Genomic DNA, 23,298 nt, shown 5'->3' with positions numbered 1-23,298 from the left:
GGCCTGAACCGAGGTCCGCTTGTGGATTTATGTCGTCTCTGTCCCCCCCGCCGATCCGGGGCTCTACGTCAAGGAGGTCCTGATGATTTCGCGTCGTTCAATTGCCCTTGCGCTTGCGATTGCATTGTCAGCCGGTCCGGCATGGTCGGCCTCCGGCAATGTGGTCAAGTTGTTCGACACCGACAATGACGGCACGCTTGATCTTGCCGAGGTGAAGAAGGCGGCCGCCGCCTTGTTCGCAAAGCTCGATCCCGATCATGACGGCACGCTCGATGCGCGCGAATTGCGTGGACGGTTGACGACGAAAGAACTCGCCGCCGCCGATCCCGACCGCGACGGGACCCTTACGCTCGACGAATATCTGTCGGTGGTCGAGCAGCGCTTCAACGCAGCGAACCCTGATAAGGACGGAACGCTGGATGCGAAGGAGCTGAACTCGCGCGCCGGCCGCGCGCTGTTGCGATTGTTGCGGTGAGCGCCGCAATCGGAACAGACATGACGCGCGCAACGTTTGCGGTCGTTCCGGTCTGACGCGCGGGAACATCGGGCTGCTCGGCCTGTTTTCTCCGCATGTCCTGCCTGGCGCCGGGGCTGCGCGGCGGGAGAAGAGGAGATGCAGATGAACACAAAACGTTCCGTTCTTGCTGCCTGCGCGATCCTGACGTTGAGCGCCGGCGTTGCCCTCGCCGGTCCGTGCAACACCGGCAGCGCCAGCACCGGCAAGGATGCTGGTTCTGGTCCGGTCACCGTGGGCTCCGCGCAATCGCACTCGTCCAGTTCAGCGACTGATACCAGTCAGCATCCGCCGACCAGCACGATGAATCGTGCAAGCGGTGAAACGGCGGCGTCGTCCGAGGATGCGCAGCGGCAAATGCAGAGTGAGCCGACGGCGGCTCAGCGCGCCGAAGGTGCCAAGCCGAGTGCTGAAATGGCCGACAAGGGCTGCTGACGGCGTCGTTGTCGATTCGACGCGCGGTGCGTTGCACAAGGTCGTGTCTCGCTGGTCGTGTTTGACCAAGAGGGAACTGGCTTTGTCCGAGAGAGAAATGCAGCCGCGAAGAATCGACACAGACGCGCTCGGCAGTCGAATCGAGGCTTGAACTGCACCTGACGCAGCCCTAGGTTTTGCGCCGCGCGATGTCGCGCTCAATACCTTGGGAGACCCGAATGGCTTGGAAAGCTCCGAAGATCGTGGAAGTGCCGGTCGGCATGGAAATCAACATGTACGCCTGCGCTTCGCGCAAGTAAGACCAACGACCTGCCGCGGTTTCGATGGCGAACGCCGTCGCAGCCGTGGCAGTGTCGATCTCGGCAGTGTCGAATCTCGGCAGTGTCAGATTTCGGCTTGGCCTCGTTTTGCTCGGTGCTTTGCGATTGACGCCAAGCCACGCGTGCAAAGGCCTCGATCCTCTTCCATCAAAATCTCGACCATGCTCTGCGGCAGTGTGTTACGCTGGTGCTCGGTCAGCGCTGTTGCCGCATCAGAGCGGCGCGCGCTTTTGGGGCACGGGATGGGCGGCAGGGCCTGTAAGTTCTGGATGGTGATTGGGTGCGCGATCGCGCTGACGCCGGCACGCACCAGCGCCGAAGAAGGCTTTGATACCGAGCATATCTTCGGCTTCATGATCGGCACCGATGTCGGCAATGTCGGCGAGCGCGAATTCCAGAGCGAGACGACGGGCCGCTTCGGCAAGGGCGGTGGCACCTATCGCGCCCTTGCGCAGGAGGTCGAGATCGAGGTTGTGCCGCTGCCGAATTTTCGTATCGAGGTCGGCGGCGCCGCCAGCTTGCACGACATCACCGGCGTCCCTGATATCGATGACCGCCGCCAGTTCAACTTCCAGGGCGCCTCGCTCGACCTGCGCTATCGCCTGCTCGACCGCGAGCGCGCGCCGTTCGGCCTCACCATCGCTGCCGAGCTCCACGGCGACCGCATCGACGAGACCAGCGGCGCGAAAGGGCGGATGTATGGCACCGATTTCACGCTGGCCTTCGACCGCGAACTCATCCCGAACTTCGCCATCGGTGCCCTCAACCTGACCTATCAACCGGAATGGGCGCGCTTCGAGATTGGAGGGGTATCCGAGAAGAGCTCCACGATCGGCGCGGCGTTTGCTACCCTGGTGCGCGTCCGGCCCGATGTGCTCCTCGGCGGCGAGATGCGCTATTTCCGGCAGTATGAAGGCATCGGTCTCGGTGAGTTCGCAGGCCAGGCCCTGTTTGTCGGCCCCACTGCCTATTTCCAGCTCTCCCCAAGTTCGCGGCTCACCATGAGCTGGAGCATGCAGGCCTGGGGTCGCCCGGCCGGCTCGGGCGGCAATCTCGACCTCGTCAATTTCGAGCGGCATCAGGCGCGACTCGTGTTTGGCGTCAACTTCTAGGGCCGGATCTTCGCCTCTCCCGCCTGCGCGAAGTGCGAGGCCGCCCAATTCTCACGCCGGAACTGCAACTTCCCCCTCCTTGGGACGTAGCTCTGTGTGCTAATCTCTCCATTGCCCCTTGCGTAAGGATCCCGGCATGAACCCGATTGACCTGGTGGTGACTGTGTGTGCGGTGCTCTCGCCTGCGACCTGCGAGGAGCAGCATCTGGTGTTCAACTATTCCGGGTCGCCTCGCCAATGCGTGATGGCCGCGCCGCCCTATATCGCGCAATGGGTCGGCGAGCATCCGAAGTGGCAGGCGGTGCGGTGGCGCTGCGAATATCCGCACACGCATGACAAGGCGTGAGCGGTCGCGCTACTTGGTGCAATCCTTCAAATCCTTATCGGCGATTGAGAACACCGCGTCGGCCCTGATCTCGATGCCGCGGACGATGCACTGCCGGCCGTTGGGATAGCTTACTCTGGCGTCGTAATGGCCCGGCTCGACGCCGGTGATGCGCAGCCGCTCGTCGTGGTCGACCTCCTTGTCCTTGTCGTTCAAGCATTGGTTCGGACCCCAATCGGTCCTGCCGGCGGGAGCGAGCTGGAAGCCGGAGATCGTCTCGGTCGTCAGATTCCAGAGCCGGATTCCCTTGCCCTTGGCCTGCGCGGCGGCTTCGCCGGCAAGCGTCAACAACGCGATCAAAGCTAGAATCCAACGCATCAGCCAGTCCTCCCAAAGGCGGGCCGTCATTCCCTGATCAGGCGCTCGCGGTTCTTTGCCTTGTCGAAATTCTTGGCGCGGTCAAGGCCGTTCGGTGCGATCAGCTTCGCCGAGACGAGATCGGCGCCGTCGAAATCGGCGTCGATGACGATGGCGCCGGTCAGATCGGCTCCGCCGAGTTGGGCGTTCTTCAGTGATGCGCCGCTCAGATCGGCGCCCCTGAGGACCGCGAATTCGAGGTCGACGCGCGACAAATCGGCGTTGCGCGCGTTCAGCCGTTCCAGATTGGCGGATCTCAGCACCGCGCGCATCAGCCCCATCGACTGGTTGCGCATATCGGCGCCGAGATGCGCGTTCGCGATCGAGGCGCCGACCATGCTTGCGCCGGTGAGATCGGCAGCGATGCGCGCTCCCGACAGGTTCGCGCCGTCGAGACGCGCGCGGGCCATTTGCGAGGCGAACAGATTGGCGCCCTTCAAGCTTGCGCCGGTCAGATCCGCTTCCAGCAGCCACGCCTGATCGAGGATTGCACGGTCAAGCTTGGCGTCCCGGAGTATCGTCTTGTTGAGACGCGCGGCGCGGAGGATCGCGTTGGATAGGTCCAGCCCCGAGAGATCGAGGCCCGACAGGCGTTTGCCGGTGAAATCGGCAGGCTGCGCGGCGCTGGCTTTGGCCAGCATGGCCTCGACCTCTGGCCTGGTCATTTCGGCCGAGACCATCGCGGGCGAGGTGAGGTCGACGTCACGCATCATGTCCTGCGCGCCCGCCGTCATGGTGACGAGCGCAAGAGCAAGCGTTGCGAAGGCGACCGTCCGCGTCATCATCAGCTCCGCCACCGACCTAGTCTAGCACGTCCGCCAGGCCAACGGCTATGAGACATCTCGCTCAGTGCGGTCGCCTTGAGTTCGTTGGGCGAGGCCGGCCTTGATCGCCGCAATCTCGGCTTCGCCGCGTCTGTCGCGCGGGATGGGGATAGGTACCTCGGCCACGATCCGCGCCGGCCGCGGCGACAGGAAGAACAGCCGGTCGCCCAGGCGCACTGCATCGTCCAGGCTGTGTGTCACCAAAAGCGTCATCACCGGCCGGCTCGCGACGAGCGTTGCGATCTCATCGCGCAGGCGTCCGGCGAGAGCGTCATCGAGCGATGCCAGCGGTTCGTCGAGCACCAGAATATCCGGCTCGACGGCAAAGGCGCGGGCGAGCGCCACGCGCCGGGCCAAACCCAGCGAGAGCTCACCGGGATAGTGGTTGCGATGCGCTTCCAGCTCCAGGATTTTGAACAGCTCGGCGAGCTTGGCATCAGCGACATCGGGCGCAGCCAGCCGCACATTCTGCTCGACCGAGCGCCACGGCAGCAGCCGCGGCTCCTGGAACACCATTCCGATGCGGGCCTCCGGCGGCCGCGTGATGCGGCCTGCAAAGTCGTGGTCCAATCCCAGGATGATGCGCAGCATCGTGCTCTTGCCGCAGCCGGACGGGCCGATCAGCACGCCGACCTCGCCGGATTGAAGCGCGAATCTGACCGGCGCCAGCACCTCGTGCGTTCCGCCCGCGGCGCTCCTGAAGGTCTTGCCTGTGATCTCGACCTCAAGCCGCACGGGGCCGCCACCTGTTTGCGCGGGCTTCGAACGGCTGCACCAGCAAGGTTTCGATGACGAGCACGACGGCGGCGAAGGTCAGCGAATAGGCCAGCAGCCGCGGCGTGTCGAACAGCTGGAAGGCGACGCCGATCTCGAAGCCGACGCCGTTCGGGCGGCCCAGCAGCTCGGCGACCAGCACGATCTTCCACACCAGTGACAGTCCGGAGCGCGCGGAGGCTGCGATATAGGGCGCCAGCTGCGGCAGCACGACGTGGCGGAACGCGCGCCAGCGCGGCATCGCGAACACGCTTGCCATCTCGTCGAGCGAGCGGTCGAGTGCGCGCGTACCCTCGCGCAAGGTGACGATGGCGGTCGGCAGCTTGTTGATGGCGATCGCCGCGATCGCGGCGGCTTCGGTGAGCCCGGCCCAGATGTAGGCCAGCACGATCACGACCAGCGCCGGCAAATTGAGCAGCAGGATCAGCCAGGGATCGCCGAGCCGGTCGGCGAGCTTCACCCGGCCCATGAGGTAGCCGATGGCGCTGCCGAGCGACATCGCCAAGGTGAAGGCGAGCGCGACGCGGGCCAGCGTCGCACCGAGATGCAGGAACAGTGCGCCGGATGAGGCTTCTGCGATCATCACCTGGAGCACGGCCGGCGGGGAGGGCAGCTTCGCGCCGCCGACCAGGAGCGCCGCAATCCACCAGATCGCGAGGAACAGGGTGAACGAGAGCAGACGCAGCACCTCAGTCTCCGGGGACTGCGTGATAGAACGTGCCGGGATCGAGCTCGGCTGCGGGGCCGACGAGGTCGCGGCCGCCGATCTCGGCCAGCACGCGGTAGAGCACGCGCGCATCCTTCTCCTCGTCGTCGATGCTCCGGCGCGGAATGCCGTCGCGGTAGCGCTCGCGATAGGTCTTGAGCACGGCCGGGTCGGTGGCGCCGGTGAGCGGCGCGACCTTGTCCCAGGCCGCATCCGAAGTCGCCAGCAGCTCTTTGGCCTTGCGGGTCATCGCGATGAAGCGCGCCACGGCGTCGCGATGGCTCGCGGCCCAGCTCTCGTCGAAGACGTAGCCGACGGCGGAGACAGCACCCTTGGCGCCCAGCTTGGGCAAAATGTCCTCGATCCCGGTGAGGCGTCTAAAGCCCTTGGCTTCGAGCTGGGCGCAGAAATTCCAGAAATTGAGGCTCGCATCCATCTCGCCATCGAGCGCCTTGGCGGCGATCAGGGGCGGCGCGCCATAGACGATGGTCGCTTCCGATTTCAGGTCGATGCCGTCCTGTTTCATCCGCGCCTGCAGCAGCAGCCAGCTCTTGTCGATCGCCCCGCCGGCGACGGCGAGCTTGCGGCCCTTCAGGTCTGCGAGCGTCTTGATTGGCGAATTGGCCGGCACCATCACCGCACCAAGCGCACTGGAATAGGGATAGAAAGTGAGCTTGGCGCCCAGCGCACGCTCGCGCGACACCCACAGCCAGTCCGACAGGATGATGTCGGCGCTGCCGGCGCGCATCGCGATCTTGCCGGCCTCGGTGCTCGCGAGCTCGGTGACCTCCAGCGACAGGCCGGCCTCCTTGTCGAGGCCGGCGCTGCGGATTGCGGCCAGCTCCCACGAGAATGTTCCGGTTTTCTGCACCGCAAGGCGGATCGTCTCCGCAGCGCGGGCCGGTGCGGCCAGCGTCAGCGCCAGCGTCACCGCGAGCGCCGATATTCGTCCCAAAACTCTCATCACCTTGTGAGCCGTTTCCTCTGACGGAGTGCTTTTCAGGACAATACGCATAGCATAGCCTTGGTCGCAACCAGCGGGAGGACGCGCATGAATCTGGCCGGACGGCTACGACCGATTGTCGCCGCATTGGCGGTATTGGCGGCTTCCGCTTGCGCGGTGCGGGCCGAGGAGGCCAATGATTATCCGACCTCAGCGCGCGCGGAATATGTCTATGGCTGCATGAAGGCCAATGGCGAGACGCGGGCCGCAATCGAGCAATGTTCCTGCTCGATCGACGTGGTCGCCTCGATCGTGCCCTACGAGCGCTATGTTACCGCAGAGACCGCGCTCAGCATGTCGCAAGTGCGCGGCAATCTCGGCGTCCAGTTCCGGACCTCGGAGCAGGCGAACGCGGCGGTGACTGATTTGCGGCGCGCGCAGGCGGAAGCCGAGGTGAGGTGTTTCTAGTATGGCGGCGCAGACGGTGCCTACTTCCTTCTCCCCTTGTGGGAGAAGGTGGCGCGAAGCGCCGGATGAGGGGTTCTATCGGCGCATTCTAGCGTGAGAGAGGTGCGCGCGGAGGCAACCCCTCACCCGTCTCGCTGCTTACGCAGCGAGCCACCCTCTCCCACAAGGGGAGAGGGGAAGCAGTGCAAGCCTCACGCCTCACGTCCCCGGCTTCTCCACGTCCCACTCATTCCGGAACACGTGCCCATCCGTGTCTTTCGCCTCGGCGCGGAAGCGCCTGGCTCCGTTGGAAACATAGGTGAACCGCAGGTTGGGATCTTCCGAGATCGAGATGCCGCCTTCCATTGACAGCACCGGACTGTCGTCCTGCGTCAGCTTGAGCTGGTTGATGAAGAAGGCCGGGATATAAAGCTGCGTGACCTGGTCCATCTGCAGGCCCGAATTGTTGGGATGGCCGATCATGATCTGCGCCTCGCGCACGCGGCTCGCCGGCGCCTCCTCGCGTGCGAACTGCCGGTAACGCATCTGGCCGAGCCGATTCCTGGCCTCTTCGACATTCTTTGCTGCCGGCGCCGAGCAGCCGCCGGAGGCCTTTACATAGACTTTCGAGACATAGAGCTGGCCGTCGCTGAGCTCGGCCACCGCATGCACGTCGGTGTAATTGTTGACGCGCACGCGCGTCGAGATCTCCGTGACATTGGCGTCCGGCCCGAGCTCGAACTTCGCCGCCATCGGCGCGGGATTGCGGTCGATCACCAGGGTGATCGAACGGATGCGCCTGCTGTCGCCGGGCGACAGCTTGCTGCGCAAGGTGACCGGCACGATCGCCGCATCCTCGGCGCGATAGGGCATCTCGATGCCGATGACGGCGCTGCCGTCGTTCATCGGACGGCTATTGAAGATGTCCTGCACCAGGCCCGGCCAGGGATCGTAGGCCTCCTCAGCCTGCGCCGGCATCGCGAAAGCGATACCGAGCAGAAGGGCGGTGAGAGTGAGGCGGCGTGTGCATCCCGTCATGGTCATGGTCCTGCGGACGATACATCGTTTGGTACAGCCTAGCGCGCACGCTATTCCCATTCAATTTCCGAGAATGCTGCGGTTGCGTTGCGGGCGTTGTAGTCGTCGAACAGCTGCCAATGCGCTCGTTCCGACGCGGCGGCCTTGTCCGCGGCGGCGCGGATCGGCTCGCCTTTTTTGTTCAGCGCGCGGACGTCGGACAGCAGCGTTGACAGGTAGCGGCGTTCATCGGTCAGTGCCGCAGGCCAGTCGCTCACGGGGCCATGGCCGGGAACGACCCGCAGCGCCGGGATAGCCTCCATCCCCTTCAGCGTGTCGAGCCAGCCGCGGATGCTCCCGTCCATGACCGGAATGTGGCGGAGAAAGACGAGGTCGCCCGCAAACAGGGTCTTGGTCGTCTCGTCGTACACGATCAGGTCGTTGTCGCTGTGTCCGGCCGGCCAGGCGCGCAAGGTCAGCCGCCGCGCTCCGAGATCCAGGATCGTCGTGTCCGAAACCAGCAGGGTCGGGGCGATGATCCTGACGGGATCGATCAGTTCGCTGCCCATGATGCGGCGGAAATTGTCGAGATAGAACGGCCCGCGCGTCGCGAGCGCCTGCGGCAGCCTGCTATGGCCGACAAAGCTCACGCCCTCCGCAACAAAGGCGGCATTGCCGAACACATGGTCGGGATGGCCGTGGGTGTTGATGACATAGCGGATCGGCTTGGGCGTCCGGGCCCGCACGGCGGCCAGCAGCGCCTCGCCTTCGCGAAGGCTGCCGCCGGTGTCGATCACGGCCACGGCCTCATCGCCCACGATGAAGCCGACATTGGCGATGTCACCTTCGTTCTCGCGGGTCATCAGGGCGATGGTCCCGGAGTGTACGAAGATTCCCGGTGCGACTTCGCTCACAGGCAATTCGGCCGCCCAAGCGCGTGCTAGCGTTGCTCCCAGCAGGGACAAGGCCGCGATCATTAGAGAGATGCGAGACACTTTTCTGCCTCAGTTCAAAGGGTTTGTCTCATTGCACTGCAGCAAAACTAAGCCAGCACAAAGTTGGCACACGTGGCGCGTCAAGCGTTGCATGGATAACATTCAACCAAAACGAGGAGGAAGCGCGATGACGCATGCCGGACGACATCGTCGCTGGTGGTTTTCACTGTGGGTCGTGGTCGCATCCTGTGCGTTCGGCGATGTCGCCGCTGCGCAGACCAATGAGACCGGAGACCTCTCGTTCGAGCTGGTCGACCCGAAGGTGCTGCGCGTCTGCGCCGACCCGCGCAATCTGCCGTTCTCGAACGAGAAGGGCGAGGGGTTTGAGAACAAGCTCGCCGAATTCCTGGCGCACAAGCTGCAGAAGAAGCTCGACTACGTTTTCTTTCCGCAGGCCACCGGTTTCGTGCGGATGACGCTGGGTGCGCATCGCTGCGACGTCATCATGGGCTTCCCGCAAGGCGACGATCTCGTGCAGGGCACCAATCCCTATTACCGCACGACCTATGCGCTGGTCGCGAAGGCCGGCAGCGGGCTCGAGGACGTCGACACGCTCGAGGATCCGAAGTTGAAGGGCAAGCATGTCGGCATCGTTGCCGGAACGCCGCCGGCGACCAACATGGCGTTGGCCGGCCTGATGGGCGATGCCAAGCCCTATCCGCTGATGATCGACACGCGCTTCGATAATTCGGCGCAGGCGATGATCGATGACCTCGCCGCCGGAAAGATCGACGCCGGCGTGCTGTGGGGACCGATGGCCGGGTTCTATGCCAAGAAGGCCGGGTCTTCGCTGCACGTCACGCCGCTGGTGAAAGAAACGACCGGGCCGAAGCTGGTCTATCGCATCGGCATGGGCGTGCGGCCCGCCGACCAGAACTGGAAGCGGCAGCTCAACAGGCTGATCCAGGAGAACCAGGGCGAGATCAACAAGATCCTGCTCGACTTCGGCGTTCCGCTGCTGGACGAGAGCGATCGGCCGCTCGGCGCGGAGACGGCCAAGAAGACGCCATGAGACGGCGACTTGCCGCTGTGATCGTCGCTGCCCTGCTCGTGGCACCGGCGTGGACGCAGCAGCAGGAGCCGTTCGAGCCCGAGGGCTATCGCACCGACAATTATCGCGCGCCGGTTCCGGCGACGCTCGCTGGCGCGCGCGTGCTCACGACCGAGGAGGCGCGGGCGATCTGGCGCGCGAACAGCGGCGCCTTCGTCGACGTGATGCCGCGCCCGCCGAAACCGAAGAACCTACCTGCAGGCACGGTGTGGCGCGACGCGCCGCGCAAGAACATTCCGGGCAGCGTCTGGCTGCCGGACACCGGCTACGGCACGCTGCCGCCGGCGATGGACGATTATCTCCAGCGCGGCCTCGCGCGCGCCTCGCGCGGCGACAAGGCCGCGCTGCTGGTGATCTATTGTCTCGCCGACTGCTGGATGTCCTGGAATGCCGCCAAGCGTGCATTGGCCTATGGCTACTCCAATATTGCCTGGTATCCTGACGGCACCGACGGCTGGGACGGAGCAAAACTGCCGACCGAGGAAGCGCAGCCGGAGCCGCGCCCGGACCAGTAATGATTGGGCGTAGGTGCTCTGCTTGTCTCCGCAAGCGCAGGGCTATCGCATATGACTTGTTGCGGCGGCCTGCGCGCACGCCTCATCCTTCGAGACGGCGCTAACGCGCCTCCTCAGGTTGAGGCTAATTAGCATCAATGCCCGTTGAAACTGCAGCCGCGCACTCCGCCCTCATTCTGAGGAGCCCGCGTAGAGCAGGCGTCTCGAAGGATGGCCGCAGGGAAAAGCTCTCAAATGCGATAGCCCTGCCCGCAAGCGGGAGACGCAAAGCCAGTGCTACGGCTTCTGCTTCTGCAACTTCGTCAGCGTGCCCGTGCCGTTGGTCTCGGTCGCAGAATAGCTCACCCTGTCGCCGGCGTGGACGGCGTCCAGCATCGCGGCATCTTTCGCCTTGTACTCCTGGAGCGCGCCGGCGCTGCCTGCGCTGGCGCCGACCGTACCCTTCTGCGTCTGCTGGATCGAGATCGTGCCGTTGAGCCGATCGATCCGCGTGATCATCCCGGTCATATCGTCAGCAAGGGCGCTGGTTGCGAGCATGCTGAGGGCTGCAGCGCCCGCGAAGATGAATCTTTTTGTTCCCATCGAGGCCTCCCGACGTCTGGAGTTCGCTTCGACAAGCCATCCTAGATCGATTTGGTTCCGGCAGATAGCGCCGCAAATGCTCCGCGGCGATCGCGGGAACCCGTCGCGAGCCGTCAACGTGGCCGCCGCTATTCCATTTCCTGCTGGATCACGCGCCCGAGCGCGAACAGGCGCTGGTCGATCGCGGTTGGAACCTCGCAGACGAAGCGCACCACTTTGTGGCGGTCCTCGAAAATGCGGGTCTTCCAGATCAGCTCGTTGCTGAGCGCCTCGACCTTGGCTTCGTCGCGCGGAGTTACGCCTTGCAGGGCCTGGAGCTCAAGCGTCTCCTCGCGAATCTTGTCAGCAGCCTCGCGCTGCTTGCGGCTGACGCGTTCGAGCCCGAGCATGACCTGGGAGCGCTGGGCGTTGAGCGTGTCGAACAGGCCGGCGAACAGCAGCTTGGCGTTCGTCGTCTTGTCAGACGCGGAGGCGGCCAGATACTCCTTCACCGACTTCTCGGCCTCCTCGAGCGGCGTCTTGCGCGCCGACAGCTTTGCGACCAGCGCACTGATCCTGGCGTCGTCCTTCCACTTGTTCTGGACGTCGTCGAGCGGCGGACCCGCCCACACGGCGGCCAGCGAGATCTCCGGCACCTTGGCCTGGGTGCAGGGCCAGTCCGGATAGCGTGGATCGGCCGCGCGCGCGGCCGTGCCGGACAGCGCGATTGCCATGGCAGCCAAAAGCCAAACCTTCATCCTTCGCCTCCCGCAGGCCCGCGTCGCGCCAGCCCACGCGAGGGATCATAGGCCAAAATCGCGCCGATCATGAACACGATTGTGCAAGCGGCGACCACCGCCAGCGAGATCCAGTTGATCTGGCCATAGAGTGCGAAGCGGATCAGCTCGACCGCATGGGTGAATGGATTGGCCTCGCAGAGATAGTAGAGATAAGGGCTGCCCTCCTGCACCCGCCAGAGCGGGTAGAGCGCGGAGGAGGCGAAGAACATCGGGAAGATCACGAAATTCATCACGCCGGCGAAGTTTTCCAGCTGCTTGATGCCGGAGGAGATCAGCATGCCGAGCGAGCCCAGCATCAGCCCGGACAGGATCAGCGCCGGCAGCACCGTGAGATAGCCTGATGGCGGTGGGGTGATGTCCCAGAACCAGGCGATCAGGACGAACGCATAGACCTGGAGCAGCGACACCGCGGTGCCCGCGAGCAGCTTGCAGAACAAGAGGAACCCGCGCGGCAGCGGGCTCACCAAGAGCGTGCGCATATTGCCCATCTCGCGGTCATAGACCATCGAGAGCGAGGACTGCATGCCGTTGAAGAGCTGGATCATCGCCATCAAGCCGGGCGCGATATAGACCTCGTAGAGGATGTAAGTTTCGTAAGGCGGGATGATGGAGATGCCGAGCACCTGGCGGAAGCCGGCGGCGAAGATGAACAGCCACACCAGCGGCCGTACCAGCGCCGAGACGAAGCGCTCGCGTTGATGCAGGAAGCGCAGGCCCTCGCGCCAGACGATGCCGGTGAGGCAGGTCAGGTACTCCTGGGCCGAAAAGCCGCGCGGGACGTCGCGCGTGGTGATGCTGCTCATGCGCCGCCTCCCGGCATGGTTTGCGCACCCGTCAGGCGCATGAAGGCGGTGTTGACGTCCTGCGCACCGGCTTCCGCGACGACGTGGGTCATCTGCCCCTGGGCCAGCACCTTGCCCTGGTGCAGCACGACGAGATCGTCACCGGCCATGATCTCGTCGAACAGGTGCGTCGCCCAGAGCACGCCGATGCCTTGCTCGGTGACGAGCTGGCGGACGTGGCTGATGATGTCGGCGCGCGCCTTGACGTCCAAGCCGACGGTCGGCTCGTCGAGCAACAGCAGCCGCGGCTGGTGCAATAGCGCGCGGGCGATCTCCAGCCGCCGCATCTGACCGCCCGAGAGGTCGCGCACCTTGTTGCCGGCGCGGTCTGCGAGTCCGATGCGGCCGAGCAGCTCGGCGCTGCGCGCGGCGGCCTCGCGGCGGCTGATGCCATGGAGGGCGGCGTGATAGAGCAAATTCTGCGTCAGCGACAGGTCGAGATCGAGCGTACGCGGCTGGAACACGACCCCGAGCAGCCGCAGCGCCTCGCCGGGGCTCTTGCTGATGTCATGGCCGAAGATGGCGACTCGGCCAGACTGGATACCGAACAGGCGCGTGATCAGCGAAAACAGCGTGCTCTTACCGGCGCCGTTGAGGCCGAGCAACGCCGTGAAGCTCGCCGGCTGCACGCTGAAGGAGACGTGGGTCAGCGCCCGTCGCGCGCCGTAGGCATGGCTGACGCCGTTGATCGACAGCGCCGGCACCGCGGCCGCTTCCGGCCTCGGCGTCTCATGCGTTTCGGCGTTTGGGGCGGGAGCGGTCATGGTGCGATCGTAACGCCCCAGGGCAGTTCGCCCACCTGAATGGTCTTGATCACCTTTTGCGCGACGATGTCGATGACGGACACGTCGTTCGACACGCCATTGGTGGTGAGCAGGTACTTTTCGTCCGGCGTGAACGCCATGTGCCAGACGCGTTGTCCGACCAGCAGGTATTTCGTCACCTTGCGCGAGGCGACGTCGACCACGGCGATGCGATTGGCGGGGCCGAGCGCGATGAAGGCGGTCTTGTCATCCTTGGTCATGCCGATGCCGACCGGCTGGATCGCCTCTTTCCGCAGGCCCGGGATCTCGAACGTGACCTTGCCGATCACCTCGTGCTTTTTGGGATCGATGATCGAGACGGTGCCGCCGATCTCCGAGGACACCCACACTTCGGAACTGTCATGCTTGAACTCGGCAAAGCGCGGCCGCGCATCGACCAGCACGTTGGCGACGATCTGGCGCGATGAGGTGTCGATGAAGTGCGCCATATTGGTGGTTTCGGACGTGTTGATCAGCGTCTTGCCGTCCGGGCTGATGGTCATGCCTTCGGGCTCGACGCCGACCTGGATGTCGCCGAGACGCGCGCGTTTCTCGAGGTCGATCACGGTCACCGTGTTGTCGTTCTCGTTGGCGACATAGAGGATTTTTCCCGCGGCATCCTGCGCGAACAGCTCCGGGTCGGGGCCGGAGGGCAGGCTGTCGACCACGCTTTGCGTCTTCGCATCGATCACCTGGATGGTGTCGTCGTCGCCGACCGCGACCATCACGAACTTGCCGTCGCGCGTGAAATCGATGCCGCGCGGGCGCTGGCCGACCTTGATGGTCTTGGTCACGGTCCAGCTGTCGGTATCGATCACCGACACCGTGTTGCTCTTCTCGTTCGAGACATAGGCGATGAACGCATGCGCGGGTGCCGCGACGAGCGCCAGAGCGCCAAATAGGGATAGGCGCAACATCAGCTTATGCAAGGGACGTCGCTCTTCGATGCGCTGCAACTGCTGGCGGGCTTGTTTCACCTCCCCCGCTTGCGGGGGAGGTCGCATCGCATCGAGAGATGCGATGCGGGAGAGGGCTTGCTCCTCCAGGGGAGTCTTCTTCGTGGAGATACCCTCTCCCCAACCCTCTCCCGCAAGCGGGAGAGGGGGCGCACCATCTCTGGAACGGCTACGTCGCATCACATCGCTCATTTCAGCTTGCATTTGCTCTCCGGGCGGTCGTAGCCGAGCGTGTCGAGCTCGGAGACCTGGTGCAGGAATCCTTCTTGCGGCGACACCGACACCACCATGCGGCCATCGACCAGCAGGATCGGCTGGCGCAGCTGCAGATTCCAGTCGCGCAAGGTGAGCCGCGTGCCCTTGAAGGCGGCGACCGAGAAATCCGGGCCCTTGATGAAGTCGGTGACCTTCTTGACGTCGCCGGAATTGGTGCGCGAGGTGGCTTCGCCGATCATGCGCACCGCGGTCCAGGCCTGCATGTCGAGCGCCGTCATGCGCCGTGAATTCAGCTTGACGAAGCGGTTCTGCATCTGGATCGCGCCCCACTGGTCCTGCGCCGCGTCCCAGCTGCGCGGCACGAGGCCGGCGGAGCCCGCGACGGGCCGCGGATCCCAGGTGCGATAAGGCAAATAGCCGCCGAATACCTCGCTCTCGTCGGCGACGACCAGCACGTCATAGGCCGGTGCCTGCTGCGTGAAGACAGGCATCTGGCGCTGGATCAGCGTTACGCCGCTATCGGTACGGCGCGCGCCGCCCTTGTCTTCGAACGTGCGCTCCTGCACGATCTTGGCGCCGAACCGCGTGGCGGTGCGCCTGATAGCATCGGCGAACAGCTTGTCCTCGTCGTGCGAGCCGACCACCAGAAGCCAGCGCGACCACTTCTTCCATACCAGATATTGGCCGAGCGCGTCCGCCAGCATCGCGCGCGTCGGGGCGGTGTGGATAACGTTGGCGCGGCAATCGGCCTCGCGCAGCCGCTCGTCGATCGCGCCGGCGTTGAACAGCAGCGTGCCGCGGTCGCGCAGGGCGTCGGCAACCTTCAAGAGCGCATCGGCCGGCAGATCGGCAATGATGAAGCCGTTCTTGTCGGCGAGGGCCGTCGCGGCTTGGACCACGTCCTCGCCTTCCTTGATGCGGCGCTCCTCGAGCGCAAAACGCTGGCCCGTGAATTTTCCCGTGGTGTTGTTGTCCTCGATGGCGAGGCGGGCGCCGGCGATGCCGTCATTCTCCGCGGGCTGCTCGACCAGCGACAGCGTCGATCGGGTAGTAGCGACGCCGAGATAGCCGACGCCGATCAGGACAGGCTCGGCCGCGAACGCGCTCGTCGCGGCAAGACCAAAGCCGATCAGGCCGGCCAACCATCGGATCATGTTTCCTCCAGACGATCTCCCCGGCTTGACCGCCGGTGAAGAATTGTCTCTGCTTCAAGCATGACCAATTTGTCAGGGCATGCAACCCCGCATTTCGTCCTTGCGCGCGCGAGGCCGGGAATCACGATCATGCGAGCATTGATATGTTTCGCGGCTTTGTTGTTGACGGGTTCGGTCGCGCTGGCCGATCCGCCCAAACTCGCGGTGTTCGATTTCGAGCTGATCGACACCAGCCTGCCCGGCGAGTTCTACGGCTCCAAGCCGGAAGAGGCGCGGCTCGTGCGCATCAGCGAGCAGCTGCGCAAGGAATTGGCAGAGTCGGGCCGGTTCCAGGTGCTCGACATCGCCCCGATCAGGGAGGCCGCCCGTCACGCGAACTTACAGGCCTGCGGCGGCTGCGATCTCAAGCTCGCCGGGCAGCTCGGCGCCGATTTGGAGATCACCGGTCTCGTGCAGAAGGTCTCGAACCTGATCATCAATCTCAACATCTATTTGCGCGACGTGAGGACCGGCAACATGATCACGGCCGCCAGCGCCGACATGCGCGGCAACACGGATGAATCCTGGTCACGCACGATGAGCTATCTGATCCGCAACCGTTTGCTGGCGCCGAATTACGGGCGGCCGGAGTAGGGACGCTTACCCTCCCCTGGAGGGGGAGGGTCGATCGCGCGAAGCGCGAGCGGGGTGGGGTGACTGTCTCTCCATTGAAGCGGTGCCCGAGTGGAGAGATCACCCCACCCCGCTTCACCTCTCGCTTCGCTCGACGTGAAGCGACCCTCCCCCTCCAGGGGAGGGTAAGAAGAAATCACGCCGTCAATCTCGCGGCGTGCCAGTGCAGATGATCGCTCATGAAGGTCGAGATGAAATAATAGCTGTGGTCGTAGCCGGCCTGCCGCCGCAGCGTCAGCGGGATGCCCGCCTTGGTGCAGGCGGCTTCGAGCAGCTCCGGCTTGAGCTGCTCTTTGAGGAAATTGTCGGCCTCGCCGACGTCGACCAGGAAGCCGGAGAATTTCGCGCCGTCCTCGATCAGTGCCACCGTGTCGTGGTTGCGCCAGGCGTCCTTGTTCGGCCCGAGATAGCCGGTCAGCGCCTTGATGCCCCAGGGCACGAGCGAGGGCGCCACGATCGGCGCAAACGCACTGGCCGCGCGAAAACGATGCGGATTGCGCAAGGCCACCGTCAGCGCGCCGTGGCCGCCCATCGAATGGCCCATCACGGATTGCCGCTTGGCGTCGACCGGAAAGTTCTCGGCCACGAGCTTCGGCAGCTCGTCGGTGACATAGCTCCACATGCGATAGTTGCGCGCAAACGGCTCTTGCGTGGCGTCGACATAGAAGCCGGCCCCTAAGCCGAAATCATAGGCGTTGTTGGCGTCACCCGGCACGTCGGGCCCGCGCGGCGAGGTGTCGGGCGCGACGAAGATCAGGCCGAGCTCGGCGCAGGCCTTGCGGAATTCGCCCTTCTCGGTGACGTTGGCATGGGTACAGGTAAGCCCGGAGAGGTACCAGACCACGGGCAGCTTGGTGCCATCAGCATGTGGCGGAACATAGACCGAGAACACCATGTCGGTTCCGGTCGCCTGGCTCGCATGGCGATACACGCCCTGCACGCCGCCATAGGATTTGTTCGTCGAGACAGTCTGAATCGTCATGCCCAAAAGCTCCGTGGCATCTCACCACATCAAGATTGCAACGCTTGTGTGACCGAACTTGTGGCGCCGTCAGGCGACGCCGCTGTCGATCGCCAGCCGCACCAGCTCGACCGAGGTTTTCACCCCGAGCTTCTGGCGCATGATGGACGAAGTATTGGCCACCGTCTTGTACGACGATTGCACCAGCCAGGCGATCTCGGACAGGCTCTTGCCGGCGCTGAGCAGCCGCAGGATCTCCATCTCGCGCGCGTTCAGCTTCGACAGCGGGCTTTGCGCCAGGGTCGGCCCCGCAAAGGCGATGCTGCGCGCGATCGCCGTGGGCAGATAGGTGCCGCCGCCTCCGACGGCGCGGATCGCCTCGACGAGATCGTCGGGATCGCCCGTCTTGGAGACGTAGCCCTTCGCGCCGCATTCGATCGCGCGCGCGGCGAAAGCCGGGTCGTCGTTCATGCTGAACATGATGATGCGGGCCTCGGGCGCGCGCTCGAGGATGCGGCGCGCGAGCTCGAAGCCGGAGACGGTCGGCAGGTTGATGTCGATGATGCAGAGGTCGGGACGTTCGACGATGAAGACGCACTCGCCGTCTTCGGCGTCGGCGGCCTCCAGGATTTCGATCTCGCCCTCGTCGGCCAGCACGGCCCGGCAGCCGGAGGCGACGATGGGATGATCATCGACGATCAGAATGCGCATAGGCGTTCCTCGCGACAGCACGTTCCCCTGATAGAATTTTGCCTGTTCTGCGCCGCATGAGGCTGCCAGGCAAGACGCGCGCGCCTCATGTGGCCTCATGCAACCCGGCCGGGATTGCTGTACGCTTCGATTAGACATCGGGCGCTTCGTCTCTGTCAACGTCATCGGGCAGGCGCGGGCATCCTTCGCGAGGCACAGGCGATACCAATGTGGCAAAATTTATCCTTGCGCGGACGCATCAACCTCTTGCTGGCGCTGCTGCTGGCGCTCGGGCTTGCCGTCAATATCGGCCGCCAGGTCGCGGAAGCCGGTCCCCGCGTGCAGGCCGAGGACCAGAGCGTGATCCGCCTGGCGCGCGAATTCATCGAGATGATCGTTGCCGATCTCAACGAGGCGCCTGATCCGGATGCGCGGCTGAACCAGATCGCCCGCGATCTCAGCCGCCTGCGCCATGTCAGCATCACGCTTCGGGACGCCGGAGGCCATCCGCTGACGCCGCCCCGGCTTGACACCGACGCCGACACGCGCGGCCCGCCGGCCTGGTTCGTCAGCCTGGTTCATCCCGAGCAGACCGCGGTCAACGTGCCGGTCTCGATCCGCGGCAAGCCCGGCTCACTCGTAATCACCTCGCATCCCGATGACGAGATCGCCGAGATCTGGGACGGCATCGTGACCCAGCTCGAGGTCGGCTCGGTGATCGCGCTCGCGCTGTTTTTCTTGATGATGAATGTGGTCGGCCGGGCGCTGGCACCGCTCCAGGCGCTGGCGGCGGCAATGGGGGAGCTCGAAGGCGGACATTACGAGGCCCGTGTCGTGCCGGGCGGCGCGCCGGAACTCGCCGCGATCTGCACCAAGCTCAACCACCTTGCCGCGACGCTTCATGAGGCGGTCGAGGACAAGCGGCGTCTTGCCGAGCGTGCGGTGTCGCTTCAGGACATCGAGCGCAAGGAGATCGCGCGCGAGCTCCATGACGAGTTCGGGCCTTATTTGTTCTCGCTGCGGGCGCATGCGAGCGCGCTCGCGAAGCAGGTGGACGGACGCGACCCGAGTGCGGATGCCGTGCGAAAACATGGCAGCGCCATGCTGGAGCAGATCAATGCACTCCAGCAGTTCAATCGCCGCGTGCTGGAGCGCCTTCGGCCCGTGGGCCTTGCCGAGCTCGGCCTGCGCCAGGCGCTCGAAGCCCTGTCGCGGCTGTGGCGGGAGTCGCATCCCAACGTTGCGATCGAGACCGTGATCTCGCCGGCGTTGGGCGCAACCGGCGAGACCGCCGATCTCACCATCTATCGTATCGTGCAAGAGGCGCTCACCAATGTGTTCCGCCACGCCGGCGCGACCACGGTCAATGTCGTCATCGAGCCGGTGGAGCAGGCATCGGGCGATGGCCGCGGCTGCGCCCGGGTGCGGGTCAGCGACAACGGCCGCGGCATGGAGCCGGGCCAGAAGCTCGGCTTTGGCCTCGTCGGGATGCGCGAGCGGATCCTGGCGCTGGGCGGCACGCTCAATGTCGTCTCCGGTGACGGCGGTTTGACCGTTGAGGCGCTGATTCCGACCGCGGCCGCCTGATCGTGCTCGTAGCATGATCCGGAAAAGTGTGAAGCGGTTTTCCGAGAAGATCATGCTCAAACAGGACATCGGGAAAAATTCCCGATTTGGTCGGGAAAACGGGAGCGGATACGGCCCGACCTTTTGTGGCTGGCGCGCGAACGGCCCCCGATTACACTTCTCTCGACCAAACGGCGAAAATCAAAACGGCCGGTGGTGACGGATGGGAAGCAGGGATGGGCAAGCGTCTTCGGTTCAAGCGTCGTTTGTTGATGGCCTCGGTTTCGACCGGGCTGGTTTTCGCGAGCCCCGCCGAGGCCGCGCAGGATGAAGAGACCAACGCTCAGAACCTGCCGCCGGTCGAGGTCGCTGCGCCGCCGCCTTCAACAGCGAGGCGTATCGCGGCGCCGCGACCGGTCGCGCGTGTGGGGGCGCCGTCGTCCGCCAGCCCAAGGACACGCATCTACGTCTACCCGACCGCGCCGGGCACGGGCAGGGGTCTCGATGTCGACAAGGTCCCATCGGCGATCAATGCTGTCGATGCCAATCAGATCAAGCGCACGGGTTCGCTGAACGTCACCGATGCGCTGCGCGACAACATCGCCGGCGTCAATATCAGCGAGGTCACCGGCAATCCGTTCACACCTGACGTCGAGTTCCGCGGCTTTGTCGCCTCCCCCGTGACCGGCACGCCGCAGGGGCTTGCGGTGTATCAGAACGGCGTCCGCATCAACGAGGCATTCTCGGACGCCGTCAATTGGGACCTGATCCCCACTGCCGCGATCAGGTCGGTGACGCTGGTGACCAATAATCCCGCCTTCGGCCTCAATGCACTGGGCGGCGCGATCAACCTGCAAATGAAGGACGGCTTCACCTATCAGGGCGCCGAGCTCGACGTGATGGGCGGCTCGTTCGGCCGCATCCAGGGCTCGGCGCAATGGGGCAAGCAGGTCGACAAGAACTACGGCGTCTATGCCGCGCTCGAAGGGTTGCGCGACAATGGTTTCCGCAATTTTTCCCAATCGACGGTGCGGCGCTTCTACGGCGATGTCGGCTACAAGGCCGGCGACAGCGAATTCCACGCCAATATGGGCGTCGCCAAGAACGATTTCGGCGCCAGCGCCACCGTTCCCGCCGAGCTGCTCGATAAATATTGGGGCGCGACCTACACCACGCCGCAGACCACCTCCAATCGCGTCGGCTATCTCAACCTGACCGGCAAGGTCGACGCGACGCCGAGCTGGACGCTCGAAGGCACCGCGCATCTGCGCAGGTACGAGCAGAAGATCGTCGACGGCAACCCGACCGACGTGCAGGAGTGCGTCGATCCGGCGCTGCTCTGCTTCGGTGATGACACCACGGCCGCCAACGGCGGCAATGGGGTGCAGCTTGCCAATCCCTTCGCTCCGGGAACGATCCTCGGCGAGATCGATCGGGGCTCGATACGCTCGACCACCTTCGGCGTGTCGGGGCAGGCCACCAACACCGATCAACTGTTCGGGCACGACAATCGCTTCGTGATGGGCGCAACCTATGACGCCAGTGTCACGCGTTATAACGCCACCGCCGAGATCGGCTCGATAGGAGAGAACTACGTCGTCAGCGGCAGCGGCGTTTTCCTGGGCGCGACCCCCACGGCGGATCCCGTTGCCGGCCCGGTCTCGCTGCGGACCGTCAACCAGTATAATGGTCTCTACGCGACGGATACGTTCAACGTCACGGACGCCTTCGCCATCACGGGCGGCGGCCGCTTCAACGTGGCGCGGATCTCGCTGGAGGATCAGCTCGGGACCGCGCTCAACGGCGATCACACCTTCACCCGCTTCAATCCGGTCATCGGCGGCACCTACAAGATCACGCCGGAGCTGACCGCCTATGCAGGTTACTCCGAGGCTAACCGCGTGCCGACGCCGCTCGAGCTCGGCTGCGCCGATCCAGCCCGTCCCTGTCTGATCGCGGCCTTCCTGGTCTCCGATCCGCCGTTGAAGCAGGTCGTCTCCAAGACCGTGGAGGCCGGTTTGCGCGGCACCAAGGAACTGAACATCGGCACGCTCGGATGGAAGGTCGGCGGCTTCCGCGCCACCAACTATGACGACATCGTAGCGGTGCCCGCCGTCGGGCGGACAGGCTTTGGCTATTTCTCCAATGTCGGCAGGACCCGCCGGCAGGGGCTCGAAGCCGAAGTCAATATCAAGTCTCCCACGCTCCAGTTTCAGGCGAGCTATGCGTTCGTCGACGCGCGCTTCCTTGACGCGCTCGAACTTGGCTCGGAGAGCCCGTTCAGAGATCCCGTCACCGAGACCATCCAGGTCAGACCCGGCAACCAGATCCCCGCGATCCCGCGCCATCGCGTCAAGGTCGGCGTCGATTACGCCGTGACCGATGTCTGGAAGGTCGGCGGTAACGCGCTGTTCGTCTCCAGCCAGTATCTCGTCGGCGACGAGTCGAACCAGTTCGCGAAGCTGCCGTCCTATACGGTGTTCAATCTCCACACGTCCTACCAGGTGACGAAGAACATCCAGCTTTACGGCCGCGTCGACAATGTCTTTGACAAGCGCTACGCGACCTACGGACAGTTCTTCGATCGCGAGGCCTTGCCCAACTTCACCAACGGCGGCAATGACTTCATCGACCCGCGCTCGCTGAGTCCGGCAAGGCCGCGTGCGTTCTATGCAGGCATGCGGGTGACGTTCTGAGTTACAGCAAACGCTGGCGCTTCCTTCTCCCACAAGAGGAGAAGGAAGCGTGGCGTGCACTCGGCTTAATAATCCCAGAACACCGGCACCCAGCGGAAGGCGTCGCCATCGATCGCGACCCGTCCGACCGACGGGAACGGCAGGTGCGTGGCCACCAGCATCTCGCCGGTCTCGGCAAGCTCCCGCAGAAGACGGATACGAACGCGCGCCGCCTCCTCGGGATCGTGCTCGAATCCGTTGTGCCAGTCGGGCTGGTCGAACCCGACGGCGAACACGGCGTCGCCGGCAAACGTCAGCGCCTCGCCGCCGGATGCGATGCGAACCACGCTGTGTCCGGGAGTGTGGCCGCCAGTGCGACGTGCGACGACGCCCGGTGCAACCTCGTGCTCCTCGTCGAACGGCCTGAGCTGACTGCCATATGCTTTCACGAACTGCTTGGCGGTCGCCCGCAGCGCATCGGGGAAGCCCTGCGGCATATTGGTGTGGGAGAAATCAGGCGCTTCCCAGAACTTGACCTCCGCCGCCGCCACGTGGATCCGCAGGTCCGGGCGCAGCCGCTGCTTCACACCGTCGACGAGCAGTCCGCCGATGTGGTCCATGTGCATGTGGGTCAGCACCAGATCGGTGACGGAGGCAAGGTCGATGCCGGCGGCCTCCAGTCGCTTGATCAACTGCCCGGCCCGGGGCAAGTGCAGATCCGGATCGGAGCCTAGGCCAGCGTCGATGAGAATGGTCTTGTCGCCGCTGCGGACCATCACCGCATTCAGCGCCCAATCGAAGGCATCCGGCGGCAGGAACATGTGGTGCAGCCAGCTCGCCCGATCGGCCGGGGCGGCGTTGTGCCCGAGCATGATTGTTGGCAACGGCAGCACGCCGTCGCTGACCACCAGCACGTCGATCTCGCCGACCTTCAGCGCATAGCGCGAGGGTACGAGCTCTTCGGGTTTTGATCCAACGGGATAGGAGGCGTTGTGCTGATTCATGTT

General features: G+C 64.6%; 27 protein-coding genes. 11 read left to right on the top strand and 16 right to left on the bottom strand.

The genetic code is table 11. The features are described 5' to 3' along the window. Positions 1–82: 82 nt before the first annotated feature. The 5 genes from lanM (at position 83) to CVM73_RS15880 (ending at position 2,727) form a co-directional block, all read left to right on the top strand. A complete protein-coding gene (lanM, locus tag CVM73_RS15900) occupies positions 83–475 on the top strand; it encodes a lanmodulin LanM (protein ID WP_100232960.1) in 393 nt (130 codons plus the stop codon). Positions 476–619: 144 nt separating this feature from the next. Then, positions 620–949, top strand: a complete 330-nt coding sequence (locus tag CVM73_RS15895; RefSeq protein WP_245452306.1) for a hypothetical protein — start codon at positions 620–622, stop codon at positions 947–949. A gap of 218 nt (positions 950–1,167) precedes the next feature. Beyond that, positions 1,168–1,248 carry a pyrroloquinoline quinone precursor peptide PqqA gene (gene pqqA, locus CVM73_RS15890; protein WP_008562446.1) on the top strand — a complete coding sequence of 27 codons (81 nt, stop codon included), beginning with the start codon at positions 1,168–1,170 and terminating at the stop codon, positions 1,246–1,248. A gap of 263 nt (positions 1,249–1,511) precedes the next feature. Then, positions 1,512–2,381, top strand: a complete 870-nt coding sequence (locus tag CVM73_RS41740; protein WP_100232890.1) for a DUF6662 family protein — start codon at positions 1,512–1,514, stop codon at positions 2,379–2,381. 136 nt (positions 2,382–2,517) lie between these two features. Further along, a complete protein-coding gene (locus tag CVM73_RS15880) occupies positions 2,518–2,727 on the top strand; it encodes a hypothetical protein (RefSeq protein WP_027574616.1) in 210 nt (69 codons plus the stop codon). A gap of 9 nt (positions 2,728–2,736) precedes the next feature. Here CVM73_RS15880 and CVM73_RS15875 read toward each other — a convergent pair whose 3' ends face one another. The 5 genes from CVM73_RS15875 to CVM73_RS15855 are packed head-to-tail and all read right to left on the bottom strand — an operon-like array spanning position 2,737 to position 6,391. Continuing rightward, complete coding sequence (locus CVM73_RS15875) at positions 2,737–3,084, bottom strand: hypothetical protein (RefSeq protein ID WP_100232889.1); 348 nt, start codon at positions 3,082–3,084, stop codon at positions 2,737–2,739. Between the two features lie 26 nt (positions 3,085–3,110). Next, positions 3,111–3,908: a pentapeptide repeat-containing protein gene (locus CVM73_RS15870; protein WP_100232959.1), complete on the bottom strand. Its 798-nt coding sequence runs from the start codon at positions 3,906–3,908 to the stop codon at positions 3,111–3,113. Between the two features lie 45 nt (positions 3,909–3,953). Further along, positions 3,954–4,682, bottom strand: a complete 729-nt coding sequence (locus CVM73_RS15865) for an ABC transporter ATP-binding protein (protein WP_100232888.1) — start codon at positions 4,680–4,682, stop codon at positions 3,954–3,956. After that, a complete protein-coding gene (locus CVM73_RS15860; protein ID WP_100232887.1) occupies positions 4,672–5,409 on the bottom strand; it encodes an ABC transporter permease in 738 nt (245 codons plus the stop codon). The genes CVM73_RS15865 and CVM73_RS15860 overlap by 11 nt, the downstream gene beginning before the upstream one ends. Position 5,410: 1 nt before the next feature. Continuing rightward, positions 5,411–6,391: an ABC transporter substrate-binding protein gene (locus CVM73_RS15855; protein WP_167406870.1), complete on the bottom strand. Its 981-nt coding sequence runs from the start codon at positions 6,389–6,391 to the stop codon at positions 5,411–5,413. An 87-nt stretch (positions 6,392–6,478) separates the two neighbouring features. Here CVM73_RS15855 and CVM73_RS15850 point away from each other — a divergent pair, with 87 nt between their 5' ends. Then, positions 6,479–6,838: a hypothetical protein gene (locus CVM73_RS15850; RefSeq protein WP_100232886.1), complete on the top strand. Its 360-nt coding sequence runs from the start codon at positions 6,479–6,481 to the stop codon at positions 6,836–6,838. Positions 6,839–7,036: 198 nt separating this feature from the next. Here CVM73_RS15850 and CVM73_RS15845 read toward each other — a convergent pair whose 3' ends face one another. Both CVM73_RS15845 and CVM73_RS15840 read right to left on the bottom strand, forming a co-directional pair. After that, complete coding sequence (locus CVM73_RS15845; protein WP_167406860.1) at positions 7,037–7,855, bottom strand: quinoprotein dehydrogenase-associated SoxYZ-like carrier; 819 nt, start codon at positions 7,853–7,855, stop codon at positions 7,037–7,039. A 50-nt stretch (positions 7,856–7,905) separates the two neighbouring features. Beyond that, the gene (locus tag CVM73_RS15840) at positions 7,906–8,829 is read right to left on the bottom strand and encodes a quinoprotein relay system zinc metallohydrolase 2 (protein ID WP_100232884.1); all 924 of its coding nucleotides are present in this window, start codon (positions 8,827–8,829) and stop codon (positions 7,906–7,908) included. Between the two features lie 127 nt (positions 8,830–8,956). On the opposite strand from CVM73_RS15840, the gene CVM73_RS15835 reads away from it, so the two are divergent. After that, a complete protein-coding gene (locus CVM73_RS15835) occupies positions 8,957–9,841 on the top strand; it encodes a substrate-binding domain-containing protein (protein WP_100232883.1) in 885 nt (294 codons plus the stop codon). Beyond that, positions 9,838–10,395: a PQQ-dependent catabolism-associated CXXCW motif protein gene (locus tag CVM73_RS15830; RefSeq protein ID WP_100232882.1), complete on the top strand. Its 558-nt coding sequence runs from the start codon at positions 9,838–9,840 to the stop codon at positions 10,393–10,395. Before CVM73_RS15835 ends, CVM73_RS15830 begins: the two co-directional genes overlap by 4 nt. Before the next feature lie 276 nt (positions 10,396–10,671). On the opposite strand, the gene CVM73_RS15825 is transcribed toward CVM73_RS15830, so the two are convergent. The 6 genes from CVM73_RS15825 to CVM73_RS15800 form a co-directional block, all read right to left on the bottom strand. Beyond that, positions 10,672–10,977, bottom strand: coding sequence for a copper-binding protein (locus CVM73_RS15825; RefSeq protein ID WP_100232881.1), 306 nt, complete (start codon positions 10,975–10,977; stop codon positions 10,672–10,674). Positions 10,978–11,105: 128 nt separating this feature from the next. Continuing rightward, positions 11,106–11,714, bottom strand: coding sequence for a hypothetical protein (locus CVM73_RS15820; protein WP_100232880.1), 609 nt, complete (start codon positions 11,712–11,714; stop codon positions 11,106–11,108). After that, the gene (locus tag CVM73_RS15815; protein WP_100232879.1) at positions 11,711–12,559 is read right to left on the bottom strand and encodes an ABC transporter permease; all 849 of its coding nucleotides are present in this window, start codon (positions 12,557–12,559) and stop codon (positions 11,711–11,713) included. Before CVM73_RS15815 ends, CVM73_RS15820 begins: the two co-directional genes overlap by 4 nt. After that, the gene (locus CVM73_RS15810; protein WP_100232878.1) at positions 12,556–13,362 is read right to left on the bottom strand and encodes an ABC transporter ATP-binding protein; all 807 of its coding nucleotides are present in this window, start codon (positions 13,360–13,362) and stop codon (positions 12,556–12,558) included. The genes CVM73_RS15815 and CVM73_RS15810 overlap by 4 nt, the downstream gene beginning before the upstream one ends. After that, the gene (locus CVM73_RS15805; RefSeq protein ID WP_167406859.1) at positions 13,359–14,318 is read right to left on the bottom strand and encodes a YVTN family beta-propeller repeat protein; all 960 of its coding nucleotides are present in this window, start codon (positions 14,316–14,318) and stop codon (positions 13,359–13,361) included. Before CVM73_RS15805 ends, CVM73_RS15810 begins: the two co-directional genes overlap by 4 nt. A gap of 227 nt (positions 14,319–14,545) precedes the next feature. Next, positions 14,546–15,727: an ABC transporter substrate-binding protein gene (locus tag CVM73_RS15800; RefSeq protein ID WP_100232876.1), complete on the bottom strand. Its 1,182-nt coding sequence runs from the start codon at positions 15,725–15,727 to the stop codon at positions 14,546–14,548. Between the two features lie 60 nt (positions 15,728–15,787). Between CVM73_RS15800 and CVM73_RS15795 the strand changes: the two genes are divergently transcribed. Continuing rightward, positions 15,788–16,360, top strand: a complete 573-nt coding sequence (locus tag CVM73_RS15795) for a DUF3280 domain-containing protein (RefSeq protein ID WP_100232875.1) — start codon at positions 15,788–15,790, stop codon at positions 16,358–16,360. A 175-nt stretch (positions 16,361–16,535) separates the two neighbouring features. Here the strand turns inward: CVM73_RS15795 and fghA are convergent, their stop codons facing one another. Continuing rightward, a complete protein-coding gene (fghA, locus tag CVM73_RS15790; protein WP_100232874.1) occupies positions 16,536–17,381 on the bottom strand; it encodes an S-formylglutathione hydrolase in 846 nt (281 codons plus the stop codon). Positions 17,382–17,450: 69 nt separating this feature from the next. Continuing rightward, a complete protein-coding gene (locus CVM73_RS15785) occupies positions 17,451–18,071 on the bottom strand; it encodes a response regulator (RefSeq protein ID WP_014493646.1) in 621 nt (206 codons plus the stop codon). A gap of 207 nt (positions 18,072–18,278) precedes the next feature. Here CVM73_RS15785 and CVM73_RS15780 point away from each other — a divergent pair, with 207 nt between their 5' ends. Together CVM73_RS15780 and CVM73_RS15775 are read left to right on the top strand one after the other, a co-directional pair. Then, positions 18,279–19,637 carry a histidine kinase gene (locus CVM73_RS15780; RefSeq protein ID WP_100232872.1) on the top strand — a complete coding sequence of 453 codons (1,359 nt, stop codon included), beginning with the start codon at positions 18,279–18,281 and terminating at the stop codon, positions 19,635–19,637. 215 nt (positions 19,638–19,852) lie between these two features. Continuing rightward, positions 19,853–22,312 carry a TonB-dependent receptor gene (locus CVM73_RS15775; protein ID WP_100232871.1) on the top strand — a complete coding sequence of 820 codons (2,460 nt, stop codon included), beginning with the start codon at positions 19,853–19,855 and terminating at the stop codon, positions 22,310–22,312. A gap of 65 nt (positions 22,313–22,377) precedes the next feature. Here CVM73_RS15775 and CVM73_RS15770 read toward each other — a convergent pair whose 3' ends face one another. Then, positions 22,378–23,295: an MBL fold metallo-hydrolase gene (locus tag CVM73_RS15770; RefSeq protein ID WP_167406857.1), complete on the bottom strand. Its 918-nt coding sequence runs from the start codon at positions 23,293–23,295 to the stop codon at positions 22,378–22,380. Between the last annotated feature and the right edge of the window lie 3 nt (positions 23,296–23,298).

It is taken from the genome of Bradyrhizobium forestalis (genome assembly GCF_002795245.1).
Lineage (GTDB): Bacteria > Pseudomonadota > Alphaproteobacteria > Rhizobiales > Xanthobacteraceae > Bradyrhizobium > Bradyrhizobium forestalis.
This window is presented reverse-complemented; position numbering and strand designations above follow the sequence as displayed.

Excerpts from the sequence above, each read along its gene's own strand:
- CVM73_RS15770 (WP_167406857.1), bottom strand. The coding sequence starts at position 23,295 with ATGAATCAGCACAACGCCTCCTATCCCGTTGGATCAAAACCCGAAGAG.
- CVM73_RS41740 (WP_100232890.1), top strand. The coding sequence starts at position 1,512 with ATGGGCGGCAGGGCCTGTAAGTTCTGGATGGTGATTGGGTGCGCGATC.
- CVM73_RS15780 (WP_100232872.1), top strand. The coding sequence starts at position 18,279 with ATGTGGCAAAATTTATCCTTGCGCGGACGCATCAACCTCTTGCTGGCG.
- lanM (WP_100232960.1), top strand. The coding sequence starts at position 83 with ATGATTTCGCGTCGTTCAATTGCCCTTGCGCTTGCGATTGCATTGTCA.
- CVM73_RS15800 (WP_100232876.1), bottom strand. The coding sequence starts at position 15,727 with ATGATCCGATGGTTGGCCGGCCTGATCGGCTTTGGTCTTGCCGCGACG.
- CVM73_RS15875 (WP_100232889.1), bottom strand. The coding sequence starts at position 3,084 with ATGCGTTGGATTCTAGCTTTGATCGCGTTGTTGACGCTTGCCGGCGAA.
- CVM73_RS15795 (WP_100232875.1), top strand. The coding sequence starts at position 15,788 with ATGACCAATTTGTCAGGGCATGCAACCCCGCATTTCGTCCTTGCGCGC.
- CVM73_RS15825 (WP_100232881.1), bottom strand. The coding sequence starts at position 10,977 with ATGGGAACAAAAAGATTCATCTTCGCGGGCGCTGCAGCCCTCAGCATG.
- CVM73_RS15775 (WP_100232871.1), top strand. The coding sequence starts at position 19,853 with ATGGGCAAGCGTCTTCGGTTCAAGCGTCGTTTGTTGATGGCCTCGGTT.
- CVM73_RS15880 (WP_027574616.1), top strand. The coding sequence starts at position 2,518 with ATGAACCCGATTGACCTGGTGGTGACTGTGTGTGCGGTGCTCTCGCCT.
- CVM73_RS15805 (WP_167406859.1), bottom strand. The coding sequence starts at position 14,318 with ATGTTGCGCCTATCCCTATTTGGCGCTCTGGCGCTCGTCGCGGCACCC.
- fghA (WP_100232874.1), bottom strand. The coding sequence starts at position 17,381 with ATGACGATTCAGACTGTCTCGACGAACAAATCCTATGGCGGCGTGCAG.
- pqqA (WP_008562446.1), top strand. The coding sequence starts at position 1,168 with ATGGCTTGGAAAGCTCCGAAGATCGTGGAAGTGCCGGTCGGCATGGAA.
- CVM73_RS15895 (WP_245452306.1), top strand. The coding sequence starts at position 620 with ATGAACACAAAACGTTCCGTTCTTGCTGCCTGCGCGATCCTGACGTTG.
- CVM73_RS15785 (WP_014493646.1), bottom strand. The coding sequence starts at position 18,071 with ATGCGCATTCTGATCGTCGATGATCATCCCATCGTCGCCTCCGGCTGC.
- CVM73_RS15810 (WP_100232878.1), bottom strand. The coding sequence starts at position 13,362 with ATGACCGCTCCCGCCCCAAACGCCGAAACGCATGAGACGCCGAGGCCG.
- CVM73_RS15815 (WP_100232879.1), bottom strand. The coding sequence starts at position 12,559 with ATGAGCAGCATCACCACGCGCGACGTCCCGCGCGGCTTTTCGGCCCAG.
- CVM73_RS15855 (WP_167406870.1), bottom strand. The coding sequence starts at position 6,391 with ATGAGAGTTTTGGGACGAATATCGGCGCTCGCGGTGACGCTGGCGCTG.
- CVM73_RS15830 (WP_100232882.1), top strand. The coding sequence starts at position 9,838 with ATGAGACGGCGACTTGCCGCTGTGATCGTCGCTGCCCTGCTCGTGGCA.
- CVM73_RS15845 (WP_167406860.1), bottom strand. The coding sequence starts at position 7,855 with ATGACGGGATGCACACGCCGCCTCACTCTCACCGCCCTTCTGCTCGGT.
- CVM73_RS15835 (WP_100232883.1), top strand. The coding sequence starts at position 8,957 with ATGACGCATGCCGGACGACATCGTCGCTGGTGGTTTTCACTGTGGGTC.
- CVM73_RS15870 (WP_100232959.1), bottom strand. The coding sequence starts at position 3,908 with ATGATGACGCGGACGGTCGCCTTCGCAACGCTTGCTCTTGCGCTCGTC.
- CVM73_RS15820 (WP_100232880.1), bottom strand. The coding sequence starts at position 11,714 with ATGAAGGTTTGGCTTTTGGCTGCCATGGCAATCGCGCTGTCCGGCACG.
- CVM73_RS15850 (WP_100232886.1), top strand. The coding sequence starts at position 6,479 with ATGAATCTGGCCGGACGGCTACGACCGATTGTCGCCGCATTGGCGGTA.